This is a genomic window from Streptomyces sp. NBC_01275, assembly GCF_026340655.1.
Taxonomy (GTDB): Bacteria; Actinomycetota; Actinomycetes; order Streptomycetales; family Streptomycetaceae; genus Streptomyces.
In genome coordinates this window covers 5,228,234-5,248,805 of the sequence record NZ_JAPEOZ010000001.1, presented here as the reverse complement: position 1 = coordinate 5,248,805, position 20,572 = coordinate 5,228,234, and the positions used below count along the sequence as shown (strand labels likewise).

Below are 20,572 nucleotides of genomic sequence, written 5' to 3'. Positions count from 1 at the left end.
TCACGGGTTCAGGATCGGGTCCCAGATGTTGGTCTTGATGAAGTCGCCGCCCTCGCTCAGCAGCGTCTTCGGGTCATCGACGATCATGAAGGTGAAGCTGCCGATCAGCAGGATGGTGACGACCACCATCCACTTGCGCTGCGCCTGCGTGAAGAAGGCGGCGACGACGGCGAACACCACGGTCGCGGCAAGGACGGCCTTGCCTATGGAGCTGGTCTTCTTGGTGATGTCGTCGGCGGCCGCGAGCTGGACGTGCATGTCGGCGGCGGTGGCCAGGAGCTGCTGGCTCAGCATATGGGTGTCCTGTTCCTCTTCTGCGTGGCGCGCATGGAGCTACGTACTCGCGCGAGCTGATCGTATATACACAACATGGATGCGGCACGCGGATTCCCCCCGTTGGGGCCACTCGTCCCCGCAGTCACTCTCTATGTATAGACGGTGCTCACGGGGTGCTGGATGCACTGGGGGTGGGCTGTTGCACGTCTGTAGATGTTGTTGCACTGGGGTAAGGAGCGGGACTCTGTGAGTACATGTCACCGGTCCCCTCGGAGGGCTGCACGTTCGGCACCTGGTCGCCGCCGTTCGCGCCCACCGCGGGAGTCGGGTCCGACGCGAAGTACCACTGGCCGTTCTTCTTGACGATGACGACCCGGTACATGGAGGTCTGCTCGGCCTTGCCGTCGGTGCTCAGCAGGGTCGTGGTGAAGGTGACCGTGCGACGGCCCGCGCTCACGCCCGAACCCGCGTTCGCCGAGGGGACGTAGACGCTGTCGACCGTCGGCCGGCCGCCCTCGCCGGAGCCCATGTAGGCGCCGCCGAGGCCGAAGGAGACCGTGCCCGGCAGCAGATAGCGGTCGAGGTTGACGGTGTCGCTCTGCGCCCACGCGGCCAGGAACGGCGGCAGCAGGTCGGTCTTCAACGTCTCCGACAGCGCCGAGTCGTTGGAGACCTGATTGGAGGCGGTGTCCTGGGGCGGCGAGGTGAGACCGGCGCACGGCACGTAGACCGGCGCGGCGGTCAGCCCGAAGGCCGTCGACCCGCCCCGGACCACCGTGTACACCGGCACCGCCACACACCGCCAGGAACCGTCCTGGACCTGCACGGTGGCCCGCACGACCGCGTTGTTCTTGCCGCTCACCTGGACGTCGTCGCTCATCACCAGGTCGATGACGGTCTGCTTGCCCTGACCGTTCCAACCCAGCTGCTGGTCGATGCCGTTGATGGCGTACGGCTGGAGGGCCCGGGAGCGCTCGTCGGTGTGCTGCACGTCGTAGGTGGCGAAGATCTTCACCAGCGGCGCGGACCACAGCACGGCGGAGCCGCGGGGGAAGTCCTCGGCGGAGGACTTCAGCCGGGCGTCCACCTCGGCCTGCACCTCGGCCTTGCTCGCCTTCCCGTTCACCTTGGAGAACAGGAACAGCAGGAGCAGGACGGCGAAGAGCCCCAGCATGCGGCGCAGCAGGATGCCCCGGCGCGGTCCGGCCCACATCTGGGCGGAGGAGACGTTCGAGCGGTCGGCCGCCGACGAGGCCGTCTTGGGCTTGGCGAAGGGGTTGTGGAACCACCCGTTGCCGGTGGGCGCCTCGGCCTGTCCGGACCGCTTGCCCTTCTTCCCCTTGCCGCCGTCACCGGAAGCGGACCCAGGCCCGGACCCGGACTCGGGTGCGGGAGCGGCCCGTTGGGCGTTCGAGGCGGAGCCAGGGGCCGAACCCGCCGCGTCCAGCCACGGGTTGGGCGGCGCCGGCGGATCGGCGGGCTTCTTGCGGCGCAGCGAGCCCCGCGAACGCCCCTTGCCGCCACCGCTGTTGCGGATCAGCATCTCCTCGGTCAGGGCGGGCACCTGCTGCCGCCCTGACCCCTGCCCGAGTCCCTGGCCCTGCCCCTGACCGCCGGGCTGCTGCCCGGCGGCCCCGCCGTATTGCGGAGCGTCACCCTGAGGCGGCACTGCCACGGCTCCCCCTTCCGCTGCCACCAGCCACACGTATAGACACAGCACTATACTCCGACAGTCACTTTACGATGTGTATATACACAAGTGATTGTGTCCGAGACATCGCGGAGGCCGGTGGCCCACAGCACATCGGCGCACGCCGCCGACTACATGCTGCGGCTGATCCAGATGGCGGGTTTTCCAGCTGCCTTCCGGACCGCTGTGCCGCCGTCGGTACGGCGGCACAGCGGATATCAGCGCCGTCTCGCGGGTGGCGCTGCCGGCGGGTGTCCGTTCCTTGACCGCCATGATGGCCATCCACAGCGCAGACCGGCTGACCGCTGGACCGCCGCGGCCCGCACGGACGAGAGCCACGGTTTGCGGGCCTTCTCCCATGGACGTGGAGCCCGAGCGATGCGCGGTGATCGAGGACAGCGCATACGGAGTTCGAGCGGCGCGTGCCGCCGGCATGCGGAGCTTCGGCTATTGCGACGGTGTCACGCCGGCTTCTCGACTGGAAGGACCAGGCGCCATCCTGTTCGATGATATGCGTGACCTGCCCAAGCTGCCGGTCACCGCTACCCACTGAACTCTCGCGACACCTCGCCCGCTACGGCCAGGAGAACATGTCCACCATGCAAATGGCAGGCCCCAGCCGACGGCCTTTCCAGAGGTCGGCCTGACTCGCTGTCAATGGCACGGCACCTGACCGGCCGTCGCCCCACTCACGACCGGTCCGATGGCTCATGCCGACGATCTTGCTTTGCTTTGCGGTTGGTGCAGCCCGGCTCAGTGAGCCGGAAGTGGTCCTCCCGCTCACGGCCGAGTCTCCCCCGGCCCGCTTCAGGTTCCGGTGACCTCGATCGCCGCCAGATTCTTCTTGCCCCGGCGCAGTACCAGCCAGCGCCCGTGCAGCAGTTCGTCGGCCGTGACCACCGCATCCTCGGCGGTCACCTTCACGTTGTTCACGTAGGCGCCGCCCTCCTTCACGGTGCGACGGGCGGCCGACTTGCTCGCCACCAGGCCGACCTCCGCGAACAGATCGGTGACCAGGCCGAACTCGCCCACCTTGACGTTCGGCAGCTCGGAGACCGCGGCGGCCAGCGTCGCCTCGTCGAGCTCGCCGAGCTCACCCTGCCCGAACAGAGCCTTCGACGCGGCGATCACGGCGGCGCACTGGTCGGCGCCGTGCACCAGCGTGGTCAGCTCCTCGGCGAGCACGCGCTGCGCGGTACGTGCCTGCGGCCTCTCCTCGGTCACCTTCTCCAACTCCTCCAGCTCCGCGCGGGACTTGAAGGAGAGGATGCGCAGGTAGCGCGAGATGTCCTGGTCGTCGGTGTTCAGCCAGAACTGGTAGAAGGCGTACGGCGTGGTCATCTCCGGGTCGAGCCAGAGCGTGCCCGTCTCCGTCTTGCCGAACTTGGTGCCGTCCGCCTTCGTCATCAGCGGCGTGGCGAGCGCGTGCACCTCGGCGTGCGGCTCCCGACGATGGATCAGATCCAGACCGGCCGTGAGGTTGCCCCACTGGTCGCTGCCGCCCGTCTGGAGGGTGCAGCCGTACCGCCGGTAGAGCTCCAGGAAGTCCGTGGCCTGAAGCAGCTGGTAGCTGAACTCCGTGAAGCTGATGCCCTGATCGGACGCCAGGCGCTGGGCGACTGACTCCTTGGTGAGCATCTTGTTCACCCGGAAGTGCTTGCCGATGTCCCGCAGGAACTCGATCACGGTCAGGTCCCCGGTCCAGTCCAGGTTGTTGACCATGATCGCCGCGTTGTCGCCCTCGAAGGAGAGGTACGGCTCGATCTGTGCCCGCAGCCGGGTCACCCACTCGGCGATCGTCGCCGGGGCGTTCAGGGTGCGCTCGGCGGTCGGCCGAGGGTCGCCGATGTGGCCGGTCGCGCCGCCCACGAGCGCCAGCGGCCGGTGCCCGGCCTGCTGGAGCCGACGAAGGGTGAGCACCTGCACCAGGTGACCGACGTGGAGGCTGGCCGCGGTGGGGTCGAAGCCGCAATAGAACGTGAGAGGGCCGTCCGCAAGAGCCTTGCGCAATGCGTCCTCGTCAGTGACGTGGGCGATCAGCCCGCGCCACTGAAGCTCGTCGACGATGGCCGTCACGGTCCCGTGTCTCCTTGAGTCGCGCGTGTCAGTATGGCCGCTATTGTAGTCCTCCGGTCGGGCCGCTCTGTTTTTTATGGTCAGCGGCCGAACACAGGGTTTCAGCCGGGCCACCCCCACATGAGGAGTGTCCTGGATCACACAGCCCCAAGCCATGCGTCGAGCAGTCGGCCGATGACCGCTTCGCTGTGATTACGGTAGTCACGTACGAGTTCTTTGCCGTCGGCTACGAATCGGGTCCTGAGCGTGGCATCGTGATCGATCGCGTCGACGGCCTGGCCGAAGGCCTGCACGGCCCGCTTGATGTCATTCGGGGAGATCACCGGATACAGCACATTACCCTCGAGCACATAGCCCGTGATCGGTGGCGGGGCGACGAACATCGCGGCGTTTCCGAGTTCGGGCAGGCTGCCTATCCGGTGAGCTACGACGGGCACTCCCGACTCCATTGCTTCAAGCGTGACTCGCGCGAGACCTTCCGGACCCAGGGACGGCACCAGCAGAATCCTGGTGCGGTTATAAATCGTGGTGGGATCCGGGGCGAATGGTGCCACTTGGACGTTCGGCAAGGGCGGCGTGTACGCCGGGGCATCGGGCCAGGTTTCCACGACTAGGTAGGCATCGCTGCGGCGTTGACGAATGAGCGCGTCCCAGACACGCCGGCCCTTGATGGGGTGGTGATTGACCAATGTCAGGAACCGACCCTCCGTGCCCAGAGGCACCCGACCGATTCGTCGCTCGGGGAGGAGGTTGGGGAGCACCTGCGCCGGCACGCCGGTCTGGCTGTGGAAGGCGTCGGCGACGGTCTGACTGACCGCGTGCGCGCTGGCCTGCCGCATCAGGTCGTAGTAGCTCCGGACAGCGCAGCCCCGGACCGTTCTGGTTCTGCGTTCGATTCCGGGATTCTTACGTTGGGCGATACAGACGAGGCCAGCCGGGTGTCCTCGGGTCATGGCGCGTTGCAGTAGTTCGCGGACTTGCAGGAAAAGGCCATGGGTGAAGCCCTCGCGGGTGAATTCGTCGATACTCGCAAAAAGGATCCCGGACATGGCGTTACTCCTTGTGGGCCGTGGCGGCGAAGGCATCGAGCAAGGTCCGGAGCCGGGCAGCGATCTGGTTGTCGGCGGAGGGAGGGCCAGCGACGCTGAGGGGACTGGGAGCGAGCATTTTGAGGCATGCGATCGCCGAGTACAGGTCGAACACGCGCTGCCGTTTTGGACCGACGCACAGCGGCGCTGCAACCTGCTCGATGCAGTCAGCGAAGTCTGGGCGTGGCTCGTGAATAGTTCTGCGGATTTTTCCTATGGCCGGGGTCTGTCTTTGCAGGGGTGTGAGTTGATCGATCGCACCGGTGAAGTACTCCCACTGCACGTCCGACCAGCGTGAGTGGCAACGAAGGTCGCCGTGGCTGGCGATACCGCCGTACCCGGGACCGGGCGGAAGGCTGCGCGTGCGGTGCTGGATATCGAGCAGGTCGTCGGCGACGCTGAAATCAATTGTCGTCGCGGATCACAGCGCCTCGGAGGATCAGCACGACCGTGCTCATCGCCCGGGCTTTCCGTAAGGCTTCATGCGCTCAGGCCGGGGAGTGCGCCGCCGAGCGGACACGAGATCCTCGCAAGCGACCGCGATGGACCACACCAGATCGTCGCGCTGACGACGCAGAATCGCGACGCGCTCCATCACGCCAGCGCCACCCCCGACCAGTCGCTCGGTATGCACGATCCGAAGCGTCTGCACCGAGAGTCGGTCAAGCGCCGAGCCGATCGACTCCGTGCGTGGAGGCACATCCTCGTTCGCACCCCACGCAGGATCCAGGATTCGATCGACTTGCTCGATGAGCACATGGCGAAGGCTGTTGAGTCGGTCGATCTCCCGTTTGATGGCAGGAATCTCCGTGTCCCCAGCTTGCCGCACTCGATCCTCGGCGTCCCACTGCCGGTGTTGACCGCATGCAGCCGGTCCAAAGGCTGCAACAACTCCGGCGAGCAAGGAAACGGCACCCGGCGAGAGCGTCCTCGCACCATCCACGTCGCCCGTCTGGACTGTCGAGCCAGGATGCGCCCGCCGTCATCACAGCGCGCGAGTCTTCCTCGAACTCCACCCCTCGCCCGGCGGCCGTTCCGGAGTGCCGCCGGGGCCGGGGCGCCGCGTCAGTTGTTCCACGTCTCGTCGTAGGGGTCCCGGGGTGTCGGCACCGGCTTGGCGCTCGTCACGTCGAGGAAGGGGATCGGCCCGTCGTTGACCGGGTCGTGCAGGCTGCGGGGGGTGTAGGCGCCGGTGACGGTCAGCCAGGTGTCGGGCTGGAGGACCGGGGGGATGTGGCCGCTCAGGGCGACCTTGACCGGCTGGGCGTCGGCGGCGCAGCAGTTGAGGGCCATGCGGACGAGGTAGGGCGTGCCGGCGTGGTCCAGGGCGACGAAGCCGGTGAGCTGGACCTGACGGCCGGCGAGGGTGCGGCCGTGGTCGTAGATCGCACGGCCCGCGTAGTCGACGACGCTGAGCCGGAGGGTGCCCTGGGCGGGGAGCGCCGCGTAGGCGAGGGGCTTCTGCAGGGCCGTACCGGTGCGGGTGGCGCTGTAGGAGCCCAGGGCGGGCGGGGCGACCAGGATCAGGGCGAGGAGGGGGAGGATCAGGAGCCAGGAGACGCGGGGTTCGGGGTGGACGTGGACGTGGCCGTCTGCGTCTGCGCCGGTGTGCGTCGTCTGCTTCGTCTGCTTCGTCTTCCGGCGCTCGTACCAGGCCGTGGCCAGGGCCGTCAGGATCAGGACCGCGCCGGCGGCCAGCAGCAGCGGGCGCAGGCCGGCCTTGACGTAGCGGAGGTAGAGGTCGGTGGTGCCGGCGTGCAGGAGGGCCGCGCCGAGCAGGAACAGGACGGCCGCCTGGGACTGTCGGTTCACAGCAGCACCGCCCCCGTCAGCACCGCCGAGGCGATGGCCAGGACGAACGTCGCCGGGGCGAAGCGCAGCGCGAAGCCGCGGCCGAAGGTGCCCGCCTGCATCGCGAACAGCTTCAGGTCGATCATCGGGCCCACCACCAGAAACGCGAGCTTGGCCGTGAGCGAGAACTGGGTCAGGGACGCGGCGACGAACGCGTCCGCCTCCGAGCAGATCGACAGGATCACGGCGAGGACAGCCAGCGCCAGCACCGCCAGCACCGGGTTGTCGGCGGCCGTGCGCAGCCAGCTCTGCGGGGCGACCGCCTTCAGGGTCGCCGCCGCCATCGCGCCCACGACCAGGAAGCCGCCCGCGTGCATCACGTCGTGGCGCACCGAGTCCCAGAACGCCGCGCCCTTGGTCTCGCCCTCGTGCGGCGCGTGGGTCGGCGGGCGCAGCCAGTCCGTGCGGCCGACGCGCTGCCAGAGCCAGCCCATCACACAGGCCACGAGGAGGCTGGCCACGAACCGGGCCAGCACCATCTCCGGGTTGCGCGGGAAGGCGACGGCGGTCGCGGTCAGCACGATCGGGTTGATCGCGGGGGCGGAGAGCAGGAAGGCGAGGGCCGCGGCGGGGGTGACGCCCCGGCGCACCAGAGCGCCCGCCACCGGGACCGACGCGCACTCGCAGCCCGGCAGCACCGCCCCCGCGAGCCCGGCGACCGGGACGGCGAGCGCGGGGCGGGAGGGCAGGGCGCGGGCGAAGAAGGAGGGGGGCACATAGACCGCGATCGCCGCCGACAGCAGCACCCCGAGGACCAGGAACGGCAGGGCCTGGACCACCACGGCCACGAAGACCGTCGTCCAGCTCTGCATCACCGGGGCGGACAGGGCACGGCGGATGGGGCTCTGCAGCAGCACCATCAGCAGCAGGAGCGTGGTCAGCACGAGCGGCGAGGTGAGACGCCGAGCCTCGGAGGACTCCTGGGACGACTCCGCAGAGGACTTCTCGGGAGACCTCTCGGGAGACCTCTCGGAGGACTTCTCGGGAGACTCCTCGGGACGCCCCTGTGGACTCTCCTTCGGACGTTTCCCGGAAGGTGCGGTGCGCTCGCCCGTCGGCGGGGCCGCTTTGGTGATGGCCACGGGTCGGGCACCTCCGGGTTCCGTGTGCTCCTTGTTGCCTGTTTCTTGCATTCCCTCCCCTTTCATACGGGACTTCCGCCCGTCGTGTTCACTCCGTTTGTGGAACCGTCCCTCCCGGTGAGGCAGTCTTCTCCCTCGTGGGGAGCGTTCCGAATCAGGGTCAGCCGCGGCAGGGTCAGCCGCCGCGCGCCGCCGGCGCGCACATGGTGGTGTGCGGCGACGACGGTCTGGCGCACCGCCTCGCCGCCGAGCTGCGCGGGGTGTACGAGGAGCAGGTCACCCTCGTCGTACCGCCGGCCGAGCGCTCGGTGCGGCCGCCGGTCGTCGGGCGGGCCCGTGCGGTGTCGGCGGCGCTGCTCGACCGGGTGGTGAGCGCGGCGGTCAACCGGGCCGCGGGCAACGGCACACCGCTCGCGACGACTGAACCCACCACCGGCCAGCGGACGTTGGAGGCGGTCGAGGCCACCGAGGCCGTGCTCGCCGAGGCGGGAGTGGAACGGGCCGCCGCCCTCGCGCTCGTGTACGACGACGACGAGACCAACATCCGCGCCGCCCTCACCGCCCGTCGGCTCAACCCCCGACTGCGACTCGTCCTGCGGCTCTACAACCGGCGGTTGGGGCAGCACATCGAGGAACTCCTGGACCAGGCGGCCGCGTTGGCCACCGGAGACGCCTCGGGGGACGGCGTGGCGGCGGGCGACGCCTCGACCACCGTACTGTCCGACGCCGACACCGCCGCGCCCGCGCTGGCCGCGACCGCCGTCGTCGGCACCAGCAAGGTCGTCCAGACGGACGGCCTGCTGCTGCGGGCCGTGGAACGGTTGCCGGCCGCGCCCGGGGACCCCGCCGAGCCGGGCCGCGCCACACTCGCGCTGCTCTCCGCGAACGCCAACGACCCGGCGTTCGCGGACGGTTCCGAGGCCAGCGGCGAGCAGGGCCCGCTGCTGCTGCCGGACGCAGCGGCGGTACGGGACGCGGCCGGCCGGCGCGGATCCGTCGTCCTGGAGCAGGTGTCGTACTCCGCGGGCCCGGCGCTGCCATCCGGCCGAGGGGTCGGCATGGTCCCCTCCTTCGCCTCCCTCTTCTCGCGACGGCTGCGGCTCTCGCTGGCCGGACTGGTGGCGTGCGTGTTCGCGCTGGCGGTGGCGTTGTGGCTGGCGACCGGCATCCACCCCCTCGGGGCCCTGTACCTGACCCTCCTGGACCTGTTCTCCATCAACGACCCGGCCATCGGCTCGACCACCGACCGCCAGATCCTCCAACTCCTGTCCGGCCTGGTGGGTCTGCTGCTGCTCCCGGTGCTGCTGGCGGCGGTGCTGGAAGCGATGGGCACCTTCCGCGGAGCGGGCTCCCTACGGCGGCCTCCCCGCGGCCTGGGCGGCCACGTCGTACTCCTCGGCCTGGGCAAGATCGGCACCCGGGTCCTGATCCGCCTGCGCGAACTGAACATCCCCGTGGTCTGCGTCGAGGCGGGCCCCGAGGCACGCGGCCTCGCGGTCGCACGCCGGTTACGCGTCCCGGTCGTCCTGGGCGACGTCACCCAGGAGGGCGTCCTGGAATCCGCGAAGATCCACCGGGCCCACGCCCTCCTGGCGGTGACCAGCTCCGACACCACCAACCTCGAAGCGGCTCTGTACGCCCGCTCCCTGCGCCCCGACCTGCGCGTGGTCCTCCGCCTCTACGACGACGACTTCGCCACCGCCGTCTACCGCACCCTGCGCGCCGCCCACCCCCAGGCCCTGACCCGAAGCCGAAGCGTCTCCCATCTCTCGGCCCCGTCCTTCGCCGGCGCGATGATGGGCCGCCAGATCCTGGGCGCGATCCCGGTCGAACGCCGGGTACTGATGTTCGCCGCGCTACGAGTGGGCGAGCACCCACAACTGACGGGAAAGACCGTCGCCGAGGCCTTCCGCCCGGGCTACTGGCGCATCCTGGCCCTGGACACCGGCCGAGAGGGCCAGGGCGGCTCCGGCCTCCTCTGGGACCTGCCGGACACCTACGTCCTGCGCAACTCGGACCGGGTGATCCTCGCGGCGACCAGACGGGGGTTGGCGGAGCTGCTGGGGCGGCGGCGGGGGCGGGGGGTCGCGGGGGTGTAGGGGTGGATGTCCTGCTACTCCTCCGTGAGGCTTCGGGCTCGCCGCGCGGCCCCGGCGGGCCAGACCACGTCGACGGGGAGCCCCGCGTCACGCGCCTCCAGGACGGCGTCCGCCGTGCCGCCGCCCTTGCCGCTCGGGGGTTCGCCGTCCCATACGGCGACGAGCCGCTGGGCGCGGCGCAGCAGCACGCGGTTGGCGTCCTCGTACGCCGAACGGTCCGCGATCCCGTGCTCCAGGACAAGCACCTCGTCGGCGACCCCGACGAGCCGGTCGAACGTGGCGGCGTGCTCCGTCCCGACCTCGTTGCGCCGATAGTCGCGCGACGGGATCACCGCCACCAGCCGTCCGCCGAGCTCCAGAACGACGTCGGCGAACAGACAGTCCGCCCCCCGGGCCAGACACGAGACGCCCGTCAGACCGTCCCCCGCGTACGGCTGGAGCGCCGCCCGCAAGGCGTCGCGCACCAGGGGCACGCCCGCCTCGGCCAGATCCATGTGCCCGGTCACGGCGATGGTGGTCATGACACTCCTTCAGCCAGGACCGATCCGGCCGGCTCCTGGGCTGTCCGAGATGCTGAGCCCTACGGCCCAGCACCGGCCCCGGTCGTCGTCCTTCTCTCCCGAAACGGTTCCCCCGCCTATCCCAGATACCGCTCCGCGAACTCCAGCTCCAACCGCACCTGCTTGATCCGCTCGTCCACCACGAGCGACCCGTGCCCCGCGTCGTAGCGGTACACCTCGTGGGCCGCCTCCCTCGCCTCCAGGCGTCGTACGTAGTTGTCGATCTGGCGGATGGGGCAGCGGGGGTCGTTCACGCCGGCCGAGATGTAGACGGGGACCTTGACCTGGTCGACGTAGGTCAAGGGGGACGAGGCCTCGAAGCGGTCGGGGACCTCCTCCGGGGTGCCGCCGAGGAGGGTGCGGTCCATCGCCTTCAGGGCCTCCATCTCGTCGTGGTAGGCCGTGACGTAGTCGGCGACGGGGACCGCCGCGATGCCCAGGGCCCAGGCGTCGGGCTGGACGCCGAGGCCGAGAAGGGTGAGGTAGCCGCCCCAGGAGCCGCCGGTGAGGATCAGGCGGGCGGGGTCCGACAGGCCCGACGAGACGGCCCATTCCCGTACCGCCTCGATGTCCTCCAGTTCGATCAGGCCGACGCGGTGCTTCAGCGCGTCCGTCCAGGCGCGGCCGTAGCCCGTAGAGCCCCGGTAGTTGACGCGGACGACCGCGTAGCCGTGGTCCACCCAGGCCGCCGGGGCCGCCGCGAAGGCGTCGCTGTCGTGCCAGGTCGGGCCGCCGTGGATGTCGAAGACCGTGGGGAGGGGGCCGGTCGCGCCCGCGGGCTTCTGGACGAGCGCGTGGATGCGGCCGCCCGGGCCCTCCACCCACACGTCCTCCACCGGCACCGAGCCCGGGGACTTCATGCCGGGCGGGTCCAGGACCACCGCGCCCGTCGTCGCACGGACCACGGGCGGCTCGGCGGCGGACGACCACAGGTACTCGACGGTGCCGTCCGGGCGGGCCGTCGCCCCGGACACGGTGCCCGGCGGGGTCGGCACCCTGACGAGTCCGCCGCCCGCCAGGTCGTAGCGGAACAGTTCGCTGCGGGCCTCGAAGCCGTGGACGACGAGGAGGCCCGAGCCGTCCGGGTACCACTCCGCGCCGACGTCGCCCGGCAGGTCCAGCGCCAGGTCGGTCTGCTCGCCGGTCGCCACGTCCCAGACCAGGGGCTCCCAGCGGCCCCGGCGCTGATGCCCGATGAGGAGCCGGGTGTCGCCGTCCACCGGGGCGAAGCCCAGGACCTCCAGGCCCAGTTCCCGCGTGCCGCCCTCGGTGTCGTCCAGCTCGGCGACCGTCGTGCCGTCCGGGCGCAGGACGCGCAGCGCGGAGTGCATCGCGTCGCCGTGCTCGGTGTGCTCGACGGCGATGAGCGAGCCGTCGTGGGAGAGGTCGCCCACGCCCGCCGACTCCCGGTGGCGGTACAGCTCGAAGGGGGCCTCGCCGGTCCGGGACACATGGATCGTCGTGCCCTCCTCGTCCGTCGAACGGCCCACCACCGCCGTACGGCCGTCGTGGCCGAGGGCGAGGCCCGCGGGGTAGGAGGGGTCGAGGCCGGGGGTCGCCAGTTCGTCCTCGCCGCCCGCGAAGGGCTGGCGACGCCAGACGCCGAACTCGTCGCCGTCCTTGTCGTCGAACCACCAGATCCAGTCGCCGTCCGGGGAGAGCACGCCGTCCGTCGTGCCGTTCGCCCGGTTCGTCACCTGGCGCTGCTCGCCGGTGGACCGGTCCCAGGCGTACAGCTCGTACGTCCCCGTCGCGTTGGACACGAACAGGGAGCGGTCCGGTGCGTCCTCCGCCCAGTCGGGCAGCGACACCCGGGGCGCCCTGAAGCGCCTCTCCCAGTCCGGCATCTCCTCGTCCCGCTGCGATGCGGCGGACCCGTTGCTCTCAGTCATGGCCCCATACTGCCCGCCTGCGACGACAAACGAGCGCCAAGCTTTCCAGCTGGTGGATGACTTCCCACCCTCTTCCCACCCTTCCCACTCCCTTCCCACTCCCTTCCTGCCCTCTTCGCACCCCGAAGGCCGCTCCCGTACCCCCGCCCCGTACCGTGGAGGGCGTGTACCGGTTCCTGCTGACGCCCCGCTGGTGGGGGATCAACGTCTTCGTGCTGCTGGCCATCCCCTTCTGCGTCTTCATGGGGTCCTGGCAGCTGAGCCGGTTCGAGGCGCGGGTGGACGACAGCCGCGACGCCAAGGCGCAGGCCGCCTCCGCCCGTACGGAGGCCGCGCGCCCGCTGGCCGAGCTGCTCCCCGTGGACAAGGCGACCTCCGGCAAGCAGGCCACCGTGACCGGGCGGTACGCCACCCAGCTGCTGGTGCCCGACCGGGACCTGGACGACAGGAACGGCTACTACGTGCTGACCCTGCTGCGCACCGACGGCGGCAAGGCGCTGCCCGTCGTACGCGGCTGGCTGCCCGGCAGCCCGGACGCGGCGAAGGCCCCGGCGCCGCCGGCCGGCGAGGTCACCGTGACCGGCGCGCTCCAGGCGTCCGAGACGCCCGGCGACAACGGCGTGAGCGCCCGCGGCGGCCTGCCGGCCGGGCAGACCGCCGCGATCAGCGCCGCGTCCCTGGTCAATCTGGTGCCGTACGACCTCTACGACGCCTGGATCACGCTCGCCAAGGCCGACCCGGGGATGACGGCGGTGCCGGCGACCGCGGCGGCCGACACGGGGCTGGACCTGAAGGCGTTCCAGAACCTGGGGTACACCGGCGAGTGGTTCGTCTTCGCGGGGTTCGTGGTGTTCATGTGGTTCCGGCTGCTGCGGCGCGAGGTGGAGTTCGTCCGGGACGCGGCCCTCGGGATCGTTCCCGAGGAGCCGGTGCTGTCAACGGTTCACGACGAGGCCAGCACGCCCGTCCGGTAGACGACTCCCGCGCACGCGTTCGACACCGTCGCCGAGACCGTCGTACCGCCGTCCTCCGTCGTGTAACTCACCAGGACGCTGCCGTCGGCCGTGCCGTCCTCGGGGAGCAGCTGGGAGCTGACGCCGGACGTGGTGTCGCCGGTGGTGGCGGCCGCGTCGGTCGGGGTGGGGTCCGGGGAGGACGTGCCGCCGGTGTCGCCGCCGCTACTGCCGCCGCCCGTGGTGGGGCAGGTCTCGGAGGGCGCCCAGGCGAACTTCACGTCGTACGCGGAGCCCGGGGCGAGGGCCAGCTGGGAGACGTACAGGGAGGGGTCGGGCAGGGCTGCCGCCGCGTCCCCCGAGGCGTGCTGCACCACGGTGATCTTCGTGGCGTCGGCCGCGCCCTGCGCGGTCGTCGTCATGGTGACGGCGCCGCCGACGGTACAGGCGGTGCTGGAGACGTTGACGACGCGGAAGGTGCCGTAGACGATGCCCGCCGAGTCGGCGACGGCGACGTCGGCGCTGGTGGAGCCGAGCTGGGACGCCGTGCAGGCGGGGGCGCTCACCGAGGCCGTGGCGGCGGGGTCCGCACCGCTGGAGGTGCCGGCCGCGCTGGACGCGCCCTTGGTCTGGCCGGAGTCGGAGGCGCCGTCCGCGGCCTGTTCACCGGTCTTGCCCGAAGAGTCGCCGACCTTGCCCGAGGAACCGCCGTCGGGGCCCTTGCCCTGACTCGTGCCCCCCTGCGCCTGTGAGGCCTGACCGGCGATGGAAGGGTTCGCGTCGGAGCCGCCCGCGCGCGAGACGTGCAGTACGGCGGGGACGGCGGTGCCGATGAAGAGGGCCGCGGCCGCCATGCCCACGGCGGCCTGCCGCTTGCGGGCCCGGCGCACGGGGACGGCTCGCCGGAGGTGGTCCAGCGTCCCGTCGCTCGGCTCCATCTCCTGGACCGCCTGGTGGAGCATCCGGCGCAGTGCCAGCTCGTCCGAGTCGAGCCCCTCGGGGCCCTGGTCGTCGAGGCGGTGGTTCACGGTTGAGTTCCCAGCGTGCGAGTGCTTCGACTCTTGCGAGTGCTTCGGCTCTTGTGTGCGCGACGTCGTCGGCTCGGGCGCGTGCGGCGCCGTCGGCTCGGATGCGGGCGGCTCCGTCGGCTCGGCCGCGTCCGGCGTCATCGGCTCGTGCCAGGCGAACGGCTCGTGCCGCTCGTGGGAGCCCCTCCCCTCGACTTCCTCGCTCACGCCGGCGCCTCCATCGCTATGCGCAGGGCGGCGATGCCGCGCGAGCCGTACGCCTTGACCGAGCCGAGGGAGATGCCGAGGGTCTCGGCGACCTGGGCCTCGGTCATGTCCGCGAAGTAGCGCAGCACGAGGACCTCGCGCTGGCGGCGCTGCAGGCCCTTCATCGCCTTGATGAGCGAGTCGCGCTCCAGCTGGTCGTAGGCGCCCTCCTCCGCGCTGGCCATGTCCGGCATCGGCTTGGACAGCAGCTTCAGTCCGAGGATGCGGCGGCGCAGGGCGGAGCGGGAGAGGTTGACGACCGTCTGGCGCAGATACGCGAGGGTCTTCTCGGGGTCGCGGACGCGTCGGCGCGCGGAGTGGACGCGGATGAAAGCTTCCTGCACGACGTCCTCGCAGGAGGCGGTGTCGTCCAGGAGGAGGGCGGCGAGGCCGAGCAGCGAGCGGTAGTGCGCCCGGTAGGTCTCGGTGAGGTGGTCGACGGTGGTGCCGGCCGCCGCGGTGTCCTCCGCGGACTCGACGCCGTCACGCTGGCTGGGTATGCGGGCGGGCCGCGCTGCGGGCATGGGCGCGATCACCGGCATGCCGCCGGGCGCGCCGGGCATGCGGGGTCGTAGGGCGGCGCGGGGCGGCCGGAGGGCCGTACCGGCGGTCGCCGCGCTGAAGTCGAGTACCTGTGCCACGTCTGTTGGACACGCATCCCCCCGTGGGGGTTGTACGCGCCGGGCGTCACTTTCGTCTCGGCCGGCATCACTCGCGCCCGGCCCAGGCCGACCGGTACCGCACGCGCCCGTCTCGCGTCGGCCGGCAGCAGCACAGACGGCGTCTCACATGCCCTCACGTGTCCCGCTCTTCCCTTATATCCCATATGAACGGGCGTCCCCACGCCCGGATCCCGGCCGTCCCCATGCGACGGGATCACCACACGCCTGCGCACCCCGGAGGGTGACCGCCACCCGGAAGGGTGACCGCAAAGACGCTCCCCGCACTCCGCACGGTTGCGGAGAGCGGGGAGGAAAATCTTCGGATGCCGAAGGTGTCCGATACAAGTGGTTCGGACCATCGACCGGCTCACATCGACCGGCACCCGTCTGTTCCGTAGATCCTACAAACGTCGGCGGCCCTGGCCAGCATCTTTTCCGGGATCTCGGTCGTCGTCACGACAACTCGGCCGCCACCAGCTCCGCGATCTGCGCGGTGTTGAGGGCGGCGCCCTTGCGCAGGTTGTCGCCGCAGACGAAGAGTTCCAGGGCGGTGGGGTCGTCCAGGGCGCGGCGCACGCGGCCGACCCAGGTGGGGTCGGTGCCGACGACGTCGGCGGGGGTGGGGAACTCCCCCGCGGCCGGGTTGTCGAAGAGGACGACGCCGGGCGCGGTGGCGATGATCTCGCGGGCCCCCTCGACGCTGACCTCGTCCTGGAAGCGGGCGTGGACGGTGAGGGAGTGCGTGGTGACGACCGGGACCCGCACACAGGTCACGGCCACCGGCAGCTTCGGCAGCCCGAGGATCTTGCGGGACTCGTCCCGCACCTTCATCTCCTCCGACGACCAGCCGTCCTCCCGCAGCGATCCGGCCCACGGTACGACGTTCAGCGCGACCGGCTCCGGGAACGGCCCGGTGTCGTCGCCGACGGCCCGTCGCACGTCCCCGGGGGTGGTCCCCAGCTCGGTGCCGGCGACCAGTGCGATCTGCCGGCGCAGCGTCTCCACGCCGTCCCGCCCGGCCCCGCTGACCGCCTGGTACGACGACACCACCAGCTCGCGCAGCCCGTACTCGGCGTGCAGCGCGCCCAGGGCGACGATCATCGACAGGGTCGTGCAGTTGGGGTTGGCGACGATCCCGCGGGGCCGGACCCGGGCCGCGTGCGGATTGACCTCGGGCACCACCAGGGGCACGTCCGGGTCCATCCGGAAGGCGCCGGAGTTGTCGACCACCACCACGCCCTTGGCCGCGGCGATCGGCGCCCAGTGCGCGGAGACCTCGTCCGGCACGTCGAACATCGCGACGTCGACCCCGTCGAAGACGTCCTCCGACAGGGCCGCCACCTCGACCTCCTCGCCGCGCACGGACAGCTTGCGGCCGGCCGAGCGCGGGGAGGCGACGAGACGGATCTCGCCCCAGACGTCCGCCCGCTGGGACAGGATCTGGAGCATCACCGTGCCGACCGCCCCGGTCGCCCCCACGACCGCGAGCGTCGGACGGCGTGTCTCCGAGATCAACGCCCGGTGCCTCCGTAGACGACGGCCTCGTCGCTGTCGGAGTCCAGTCCGAACGCGCTGTGCACGGCGCGCACGGCCTCGTTGACGTCGTCGGCGCGCGTCACGACCGAGATGCGGATCTCGGAGGTCGAGATGAGCTCGATGTTGACGCCCGCGTCGGACAGGGCCTGGAAGAAGTCGGCCGTGACGCCCGGGTTGGTCTTCATTCCCGCGCCGACCAGGGAGATCTTGCCGATCTGGTCGTCGTAGCGCAGCGAGTCGAAGCCGATGCCGGCCTTGTTCTTCTCCAGGGCGTCGATGGCCTTGCGGCCCTCGGCCTTGGGGAGGGTGAAGGAGATGTCCGTCAGCCCGGTGGACGCGGCGGACACGTTCTGCACGATCATGTCGATGTTGATCTCGGCGTCGGAGATCGTCCGGAAGATCGCGGCCGCCTCGCCCGGCTTGTCCGGCACGCCCACGACCGTGACCTTGGCCTCGGAGGTGTCGTGCGCGACACCGGAGATGATGGCCTGCTCCACCTTCTGGTCCCCTTGCTGCTGTGTCTTCTGAACGAGTGGCTCGCTGCTGACCCAGGTGCCCTGAAGTCCGCTGAAGCTGGACCGGACGTGGATCGGGATGTTGTAGCGGCGGGCGTACTCCACACAGCGGTGGAGCAGCACCTTGGAGCCGGAGGCCGCGAGCTCCAGCATGTCCTCGAAGGCGATCCAGTCGATCTTCTGCGCCTTCTTCACCACGCGCGGGTCGGCGGTGAACACGCCGTCGACGTCGGTGTAGATCTCGCAGACCTCGGCGTCGAGCGCGGCGGCGAGGGCGACGGCGGTGGTGTCGGACCCGCCGCGGCCGAGCGTGGTGATGTCCTTCTTGTCCTGGCTGACACCCTGGAAACCGGCGACGATGGCGATGTTGCCCTCGTCCAGCGCGGTGCGGATGCGCCCCGGCGTGACATCGATGATCCGGGCTTTGTTGTGGACCGAGTCGGTGATGACGCCTGCCTGGCTGCCGGTGAACGACTGGGCCTCGTGGCCCAGGTTTTTGATCGCCATGGCCAGCAGCGCCATGGAGATCCGCTCTCCCGCGGTCAGCAGCATGTCGAACTCACGTCCGGCAGGCATCGGTGACACCTGCTCGGCGAGATCGATCAGCTCGTCCGTCGTGTCGCCCATCGCGGAAACGACGACGACCACCTGGTGGCCGTTCTTCTTCGCTTCCACGATTCGCTTGGCGACGCGCTTGATGCCCTCGGCATCGGCTACGGAGGAGCCTCCGTACTTCTGCACGACAAGGCCCACGTGCGCTCCTCGCTCAGTTTGTCTCTTTCCGCACATACGCCCTTGTACTGCGGTCGGCTCAGTCTAACGAGCGCCCGAAAACCGCCTCCCGAGTACCGCATCGTGAGATGTCCGCGCGCCCGCTCCGGGACTTCCCTTCCCCCTGCGGCCGAAGTGATAGCTGTGAATTAAGTTTCAAGCACTATCGTGCGCGTGTGCACGTACTCCTGGTGGAAGACGACGAACCGGTCGCCGAGTCGCTCCGACGCGGACTGAAGCGCTACGGCTTCGAGGTCGACTGGGTCACCACGGGCGCCGCCGCCCTCGCCCACTCCGACCCCTACGACGTCGTACTCCTGGACCTGGGCCTGCCCGACACCGACGGCCTCGACGTCTGCAAGGCCCTGCGCGAGCGCGGCGACGTGCCGATCATCGTCATCAGCGCGCGCAGCGACGAGACGGACCGGGTGGTCGGCCTGGAGCTGGGAGCCGACGACTACGTCTCCAAGCCGTTCGGGGTGCGGGAGGTCATCGCACGCATACGAGCGGTGATGCGACGCGTGCAGCCGCGCACGGCCGCCGCCGAGAGCGGCGCCGACCAGTACGGCGCCCGCCTCGCCATCGACCGCAAGGCGGCCCGCGTCCACGTCGACGGCGCGGAGGTCTCCCTCGCGCCGAAGGAGTACGACCTGCTGTCCTTCCTCACCGAGGAGCCGGGCGCGCTGATGTCCCGGGAACAGATCATGGAAGCGGTCTGGGACGCGAACTGGTTCGGCCCGACGAAGACGCTGGACGTGCACGTGGCGGCGCTGCGCCGGAAGTTCGCGGGCGTCATCGCCATCGAGGCGGTGCGAGGCGTCGGCTTCCGCCTGGAGATCGTCAAGAACGCCGAGGACGCGAAACCCTCATGAACCGGCAGCTCATCCGCAGCTACATCCTGCTCGTCGCGGTCGCCATCCTGCTCTTCACGGTGCCGGTGGCCTTCACGCTCACCAAGCAGCTGCGGGACGACACCGAGCTGTCCGTCCTGCGCGAGGCCGACACCATGGCGCTGCTCCTCGGCAACGGCGATCGCATCTCGTGCGAGGCCCTGAGCGAGGTGGCCAAGGCCTACCGCGACAAGACCCCCGGCGCCGTCCAGGTGACGCCCACCAGCAGCTGCGCCCCGGACCTGCCCAAGCCCGCCGCGGGCCCGGCGCTGACCCGGGCCGTGGAGGGGAACCAGCCGACGACCGACTGGGGCTCGGACTTCATCTGGGGCAAGCAGCTGACGGTCACCGTGCCCGCACAGGGGGACACGGCCGTACGGATCGTCTACTCGACCTCGGACATGACCAGGCGGCTGTGGCAGATCTGGGGCTTCCGGGCCGGGCTCGCCGTACTCGTCCTGGCGGCGGCGGCCGCGATCGGCGCAATCGCCGCCCGCCGGATCACCGCGCCGCTGCGCGCGCTCAACTCCATGGCGAGCAAGTTCAGCGACGGCGACCTCACGGCCCGCTCCCCCGTGACGGGCCCCCAGGAGACGCAGACCCTGGCGCGCACCCTCAACCAGGCCGGCGAACGCCTCGACACGCTGATCGCCTCGCAGCGCATCTTCGTCGCGGACGCCTCGCACCAGCTCAGGACGCCTCTCACGGCCCTGCGCCTGTCCCTGGACAACATCGCGGACGGCGTCGACGACGAGTTCGTACGGGAGGACGTGGAGCAGGCGACCGCCGAGGTGGTGCGGATGAGCCGCCTGGTCAACGGGCTGCTGGTGCTGGCGCGGGCGGAGGCCAAGGTGACGGCGGCGGAGCCGCTGCCCCTGACCGACATCGTGGCCGAACGCCTGTCGGTGTGGAGACCGGCCGCCGACGAGCGTGGAGTCACCATCACGCTCAGGGGGAGTGGTGTCGACGACCGGCCGTCTGTGCTGGCCAGCCCCGGTCATCTGGACCAGGTGCTGGACAACGTGCTCTCCAACGCCCTGGAGGTCTCACCGGACGGCGGCACGATCACCGTCCGGATCGACCGGGTCGAGTCGAGCTCCGACACCGTGGTGCTGTCGGTCCTCGACGGGGGTCCGGGCATGTCGGACGCGGAGAAGTCCCGCGCCTTCGACCGCTTCTGGCGCGGTCAGGGCCTGACCGGGCGCTCCGGTTCCGGGCTCGGCCTCGCCGTCGTCAAACAACTGGTGACGGACGACGGCGGGACGGTGACCCTGACGGACGCGCCCGGCGGCGGGCTGTGCGTACGCATCACCCTGCGGGCGGCACAGCGCACCGGGTGATCCGAGGCTCGACGCCC

Annotated in this window: 18 protein-coding genes and 1 pseudogene; 5 read left to right on the top strand and 14 right to left on the bottom strand. The window is 70.5% G+C overall.

The features are described from left to right. Complete coding sequence (locus OG562_RS23120) at positions 1 to 294, bottom strand: TcpD family membrane protein (RefSeq protein WP_266400776.1); 294 nt, start codon at positions 292 to 294, stop codon at positions 1 to 3. 148 nt (positions 295 to 442) lie between these two features. Next, on the bottom strand, positions 443 to 1,951 hold the full coding sequence (locus OG562_RS23115) for a conjugal transfer protein (protein WP_266400774.1): 1,509 nt from the start codon (positions 1,949 to 1,951) through the stop codon (positions 443 to 445). Positions 1,952 to 2,330: 379 nt separating this feature from the next. On the opposite strand from OG562_RS23115, the pseudogene OG562_RS23110 reads away from it, so the two are divergent. Continuing rightward, a pseudogene (locus tag OG562_RS23110) lies at positions 2,331 to 2,519 on the top strand (HAD hydrolase-like protein); the annotation flags it as partial. A 254-nt stretch (positions 2,520 to 2,773) separates the two neighbouring features. Here the strand turns inward: OG562_RS23110 and tyrS are convergent. The 6 genes from tyrS to OG562_RS23080 form a co-directional block, all read right to left on the bottom strand. After that, a complete protein-coding gene (gene tyrS, locus OG562_RS23105; RefSeq protein ID WP_266400771.1) occupies positions 2,774 to 4,042 on the bottom strand; it encodes a tyrosine--tRNA ligase in 1,269 nt (422 codons plus the stop codon). 137 nt (positions 4,043 to 4,179) lie between these two features. Beyond that, positions 4,180 to 5,091: a glycosyltransferase gene (locus OG562_RS23100; RefSeq protein ID WP_266400769.1), complete on the bottom strand. Its 912-nt coding sequence runs from the start codon at positions 5,089 to 5,091 to the stop codon at positions 4,180 to 4,182. 4 nt (positions 5,092 to 5,095) lie between these two features. Beyond that, entirely contained in the window at positions 5,096 to 5,413 is a 318-nt protein-coding gene (locus OG562_RS23095; RefSeq protein ID WP_266400766.1) for a hypothetical protein, read from the bottom strand. Between the two features lie 171 nt (positions 5,414 to 5,584). Then, positions 5,585 to 6,034 carry a DUF4254 domain-containing protein gene (locus OG562_RS23090; protein ID WP_266400764.1) on the bottom strand — a complete coding sequence of 150 codons (450 nt, stop codon included), beginning with the start codon at positions 6,032 to 6,034 and terminating at the stop codon, positions 5,585 to 5,587. A 161-nt stretch (positions 6,035 to 6,195) separates the two neighbouring features. Beyond that, a complete protein-coding gene (locus OG562_RS23085) occupies positions 6,196 to 6,942 on the bottom strand; it encodes a TIGR03943 family protein (RefSeq protein ID WP_266400762.1) in 747 nt (248 codons plus the stop codon). Next, complete coding sequence (locus OG562_RS23080; protein WP_266400761.1) at positions 6,939 to 8,063, bottom strand: permease; 1,125 nt, start codon at positions 8,061 to 8,063, stop codon at positions 6,939 to 6,941. Before OG562_RS23080 ends, OG562_RS23085 begins: the two co-directional genes overlap by 4 nt. Positions 8,064 to 8,266: 203 nt before the next feature. On the opposite strand from OG562_RS23080, the gene OG562_RS23075 reads away from it, so the two are divergent. Further along, positions 8,267 to 10,162 (top strand): NAD(P)-binding protein, encoded by a 1,896-nt coding sequence (locus OG562_RS23075; protein ID WP_266409474.1) that lies wholly within the window; start codon positions 8,267 to 8,269, stop codon positions 10,160 to 10,162. A gap of 14 nt (positions 10,163 to 10,176) precedes the next feature. Here OG562_RS23075 and OG562_RS23070 read toward each other — a convergent pair whose 3' ends face one another. Further along, entirely contained in the window at positions 10,177 to 10,683 is a 507-nt protein-coding gene (locus OG562_RS23070; RefSeq protein WP_266400759.1) for a hypothetical protein, read from the bottom strand. A gap of 116 nt (positions 10,684 to 10,799) precedes the next feature. Beyond that, on the bottom strand, positions 10,800 to 12,614 hold the full coding sequence (locus OG562_RS23065) for a prolyl oligopeptidase family serine peptidase (RefSeq protein ID WP_266400757.1): 1,815 nt from the start codon (positions 12,612 to 12,614) through the stop codon (positions 10,800 to 10,802). Positions 12,615 to 12,778: 164 nt separating this feature from the next. Between OG562_RS23065 and OG562_RS23060 the strand changes: the two genes are divergently transcribed. Then, the gene (locus tag OG562_RS23060) at positions 12,779 to 13,588 is read left to right on the top strand and encodes an SURF1 family protein (protein ID WP_266400754.1); all 810 of its coding nucleotides are present in this window, start codon (positions 12,779 to 12,781) and stop codon (positions 13,586 to 13,588) included. On the opposite strand, the gene OG562_RS23055 is transcribed toward OG562_RS23060, so the two are convergent. From OG562_RS23055 to OG562_RS23040, 4 genes are all read right to left on the bottom strand, one after another. Further along, positions 13,558 to 14,802 (bottom strand): hypothetical protein, encoded by a 1,245-nt coding sequence (locus OG562_RS23055; RefSeq protein WP_266400751.1) that lies wholly within the window; start codon positions 14,800 to 14,802, stop codon positions 13,558 to 13,560. The two genes, OG562_RS23060 and OG562_RS23055, sit on opposite strands and share 31 nt — an antisense overlap. Next, positions 14,799 to 15,482, bottom strand: coding sequence for a SigE family RNA polymerase sigma factor (locus OG562_RS23050; RefSeq protein WP_266400748.1), 684 nt, complete (start codon positions 15,480 to 15,482; stop codon positions 14,799 to 14,801). The genes OG562_RS23055 and OG562_RS23050 overlap by 4 nt, the downstream gene beginning before the upstream one ends. A 474-nt stretch (positions 15,483 to 15,956) precedes the next feature. Then, complete coding sequence (locus OG562_RS23045; protein ID WP_266409473.1) at positions 15,957 to 17,015, bottom strand: aspartate-semialdehyde dehydrogenase; 1,059 nt, start codon at positions 17,013 to 17,015, stop codon at positions 15,957 to 15,959. Then, entirely contained in the window at positions 17,015 to 18,307 is a 1,293-nt protein-coding gene (locus tag OG562_RS23040) for an aspartate kinase (protein WP_266400745.1), read from the bottom strand. The genes OG562_RS23045 and OG562_RS23040 overlap by 1 nt, the downstream gene beginning before the upstream one ends. 194 nt (positions 18,308 to 18,501) lie before the next feature. Here OG562_RS23040 and OG562_RS23035 point away from each other — a divergent pair, with 194 nt between their 5' ends. After that, on the top strand, positions 18,502 to 19,197 hold the full coding sequence (locus OG562_RS23035; protein ID WP_266400743.1) for a response regulator transcription factor: 696 nt from the start codon (positions 18,502 to 18,504) through the stop codon (positions 19,195 to 19,197). Next, positions 19,194 to 20,555, top strand: coding sequence for a HAMP domain-containing sensor histidine kinase (locus tag OG562_RS23030; protein WP_266400741.1), 1,362 nt, complete (start codon positions 19,194 to 19,196; stop codon positions 20,553 to 20,555). Before OG562_RS23035 ends, OG562_RS23030 begins: the two co-directional genes overlap by 4 nt. The last annotated feature ends 17 nt before the right edge of the window (positions 20,556 to 20,572 follow it).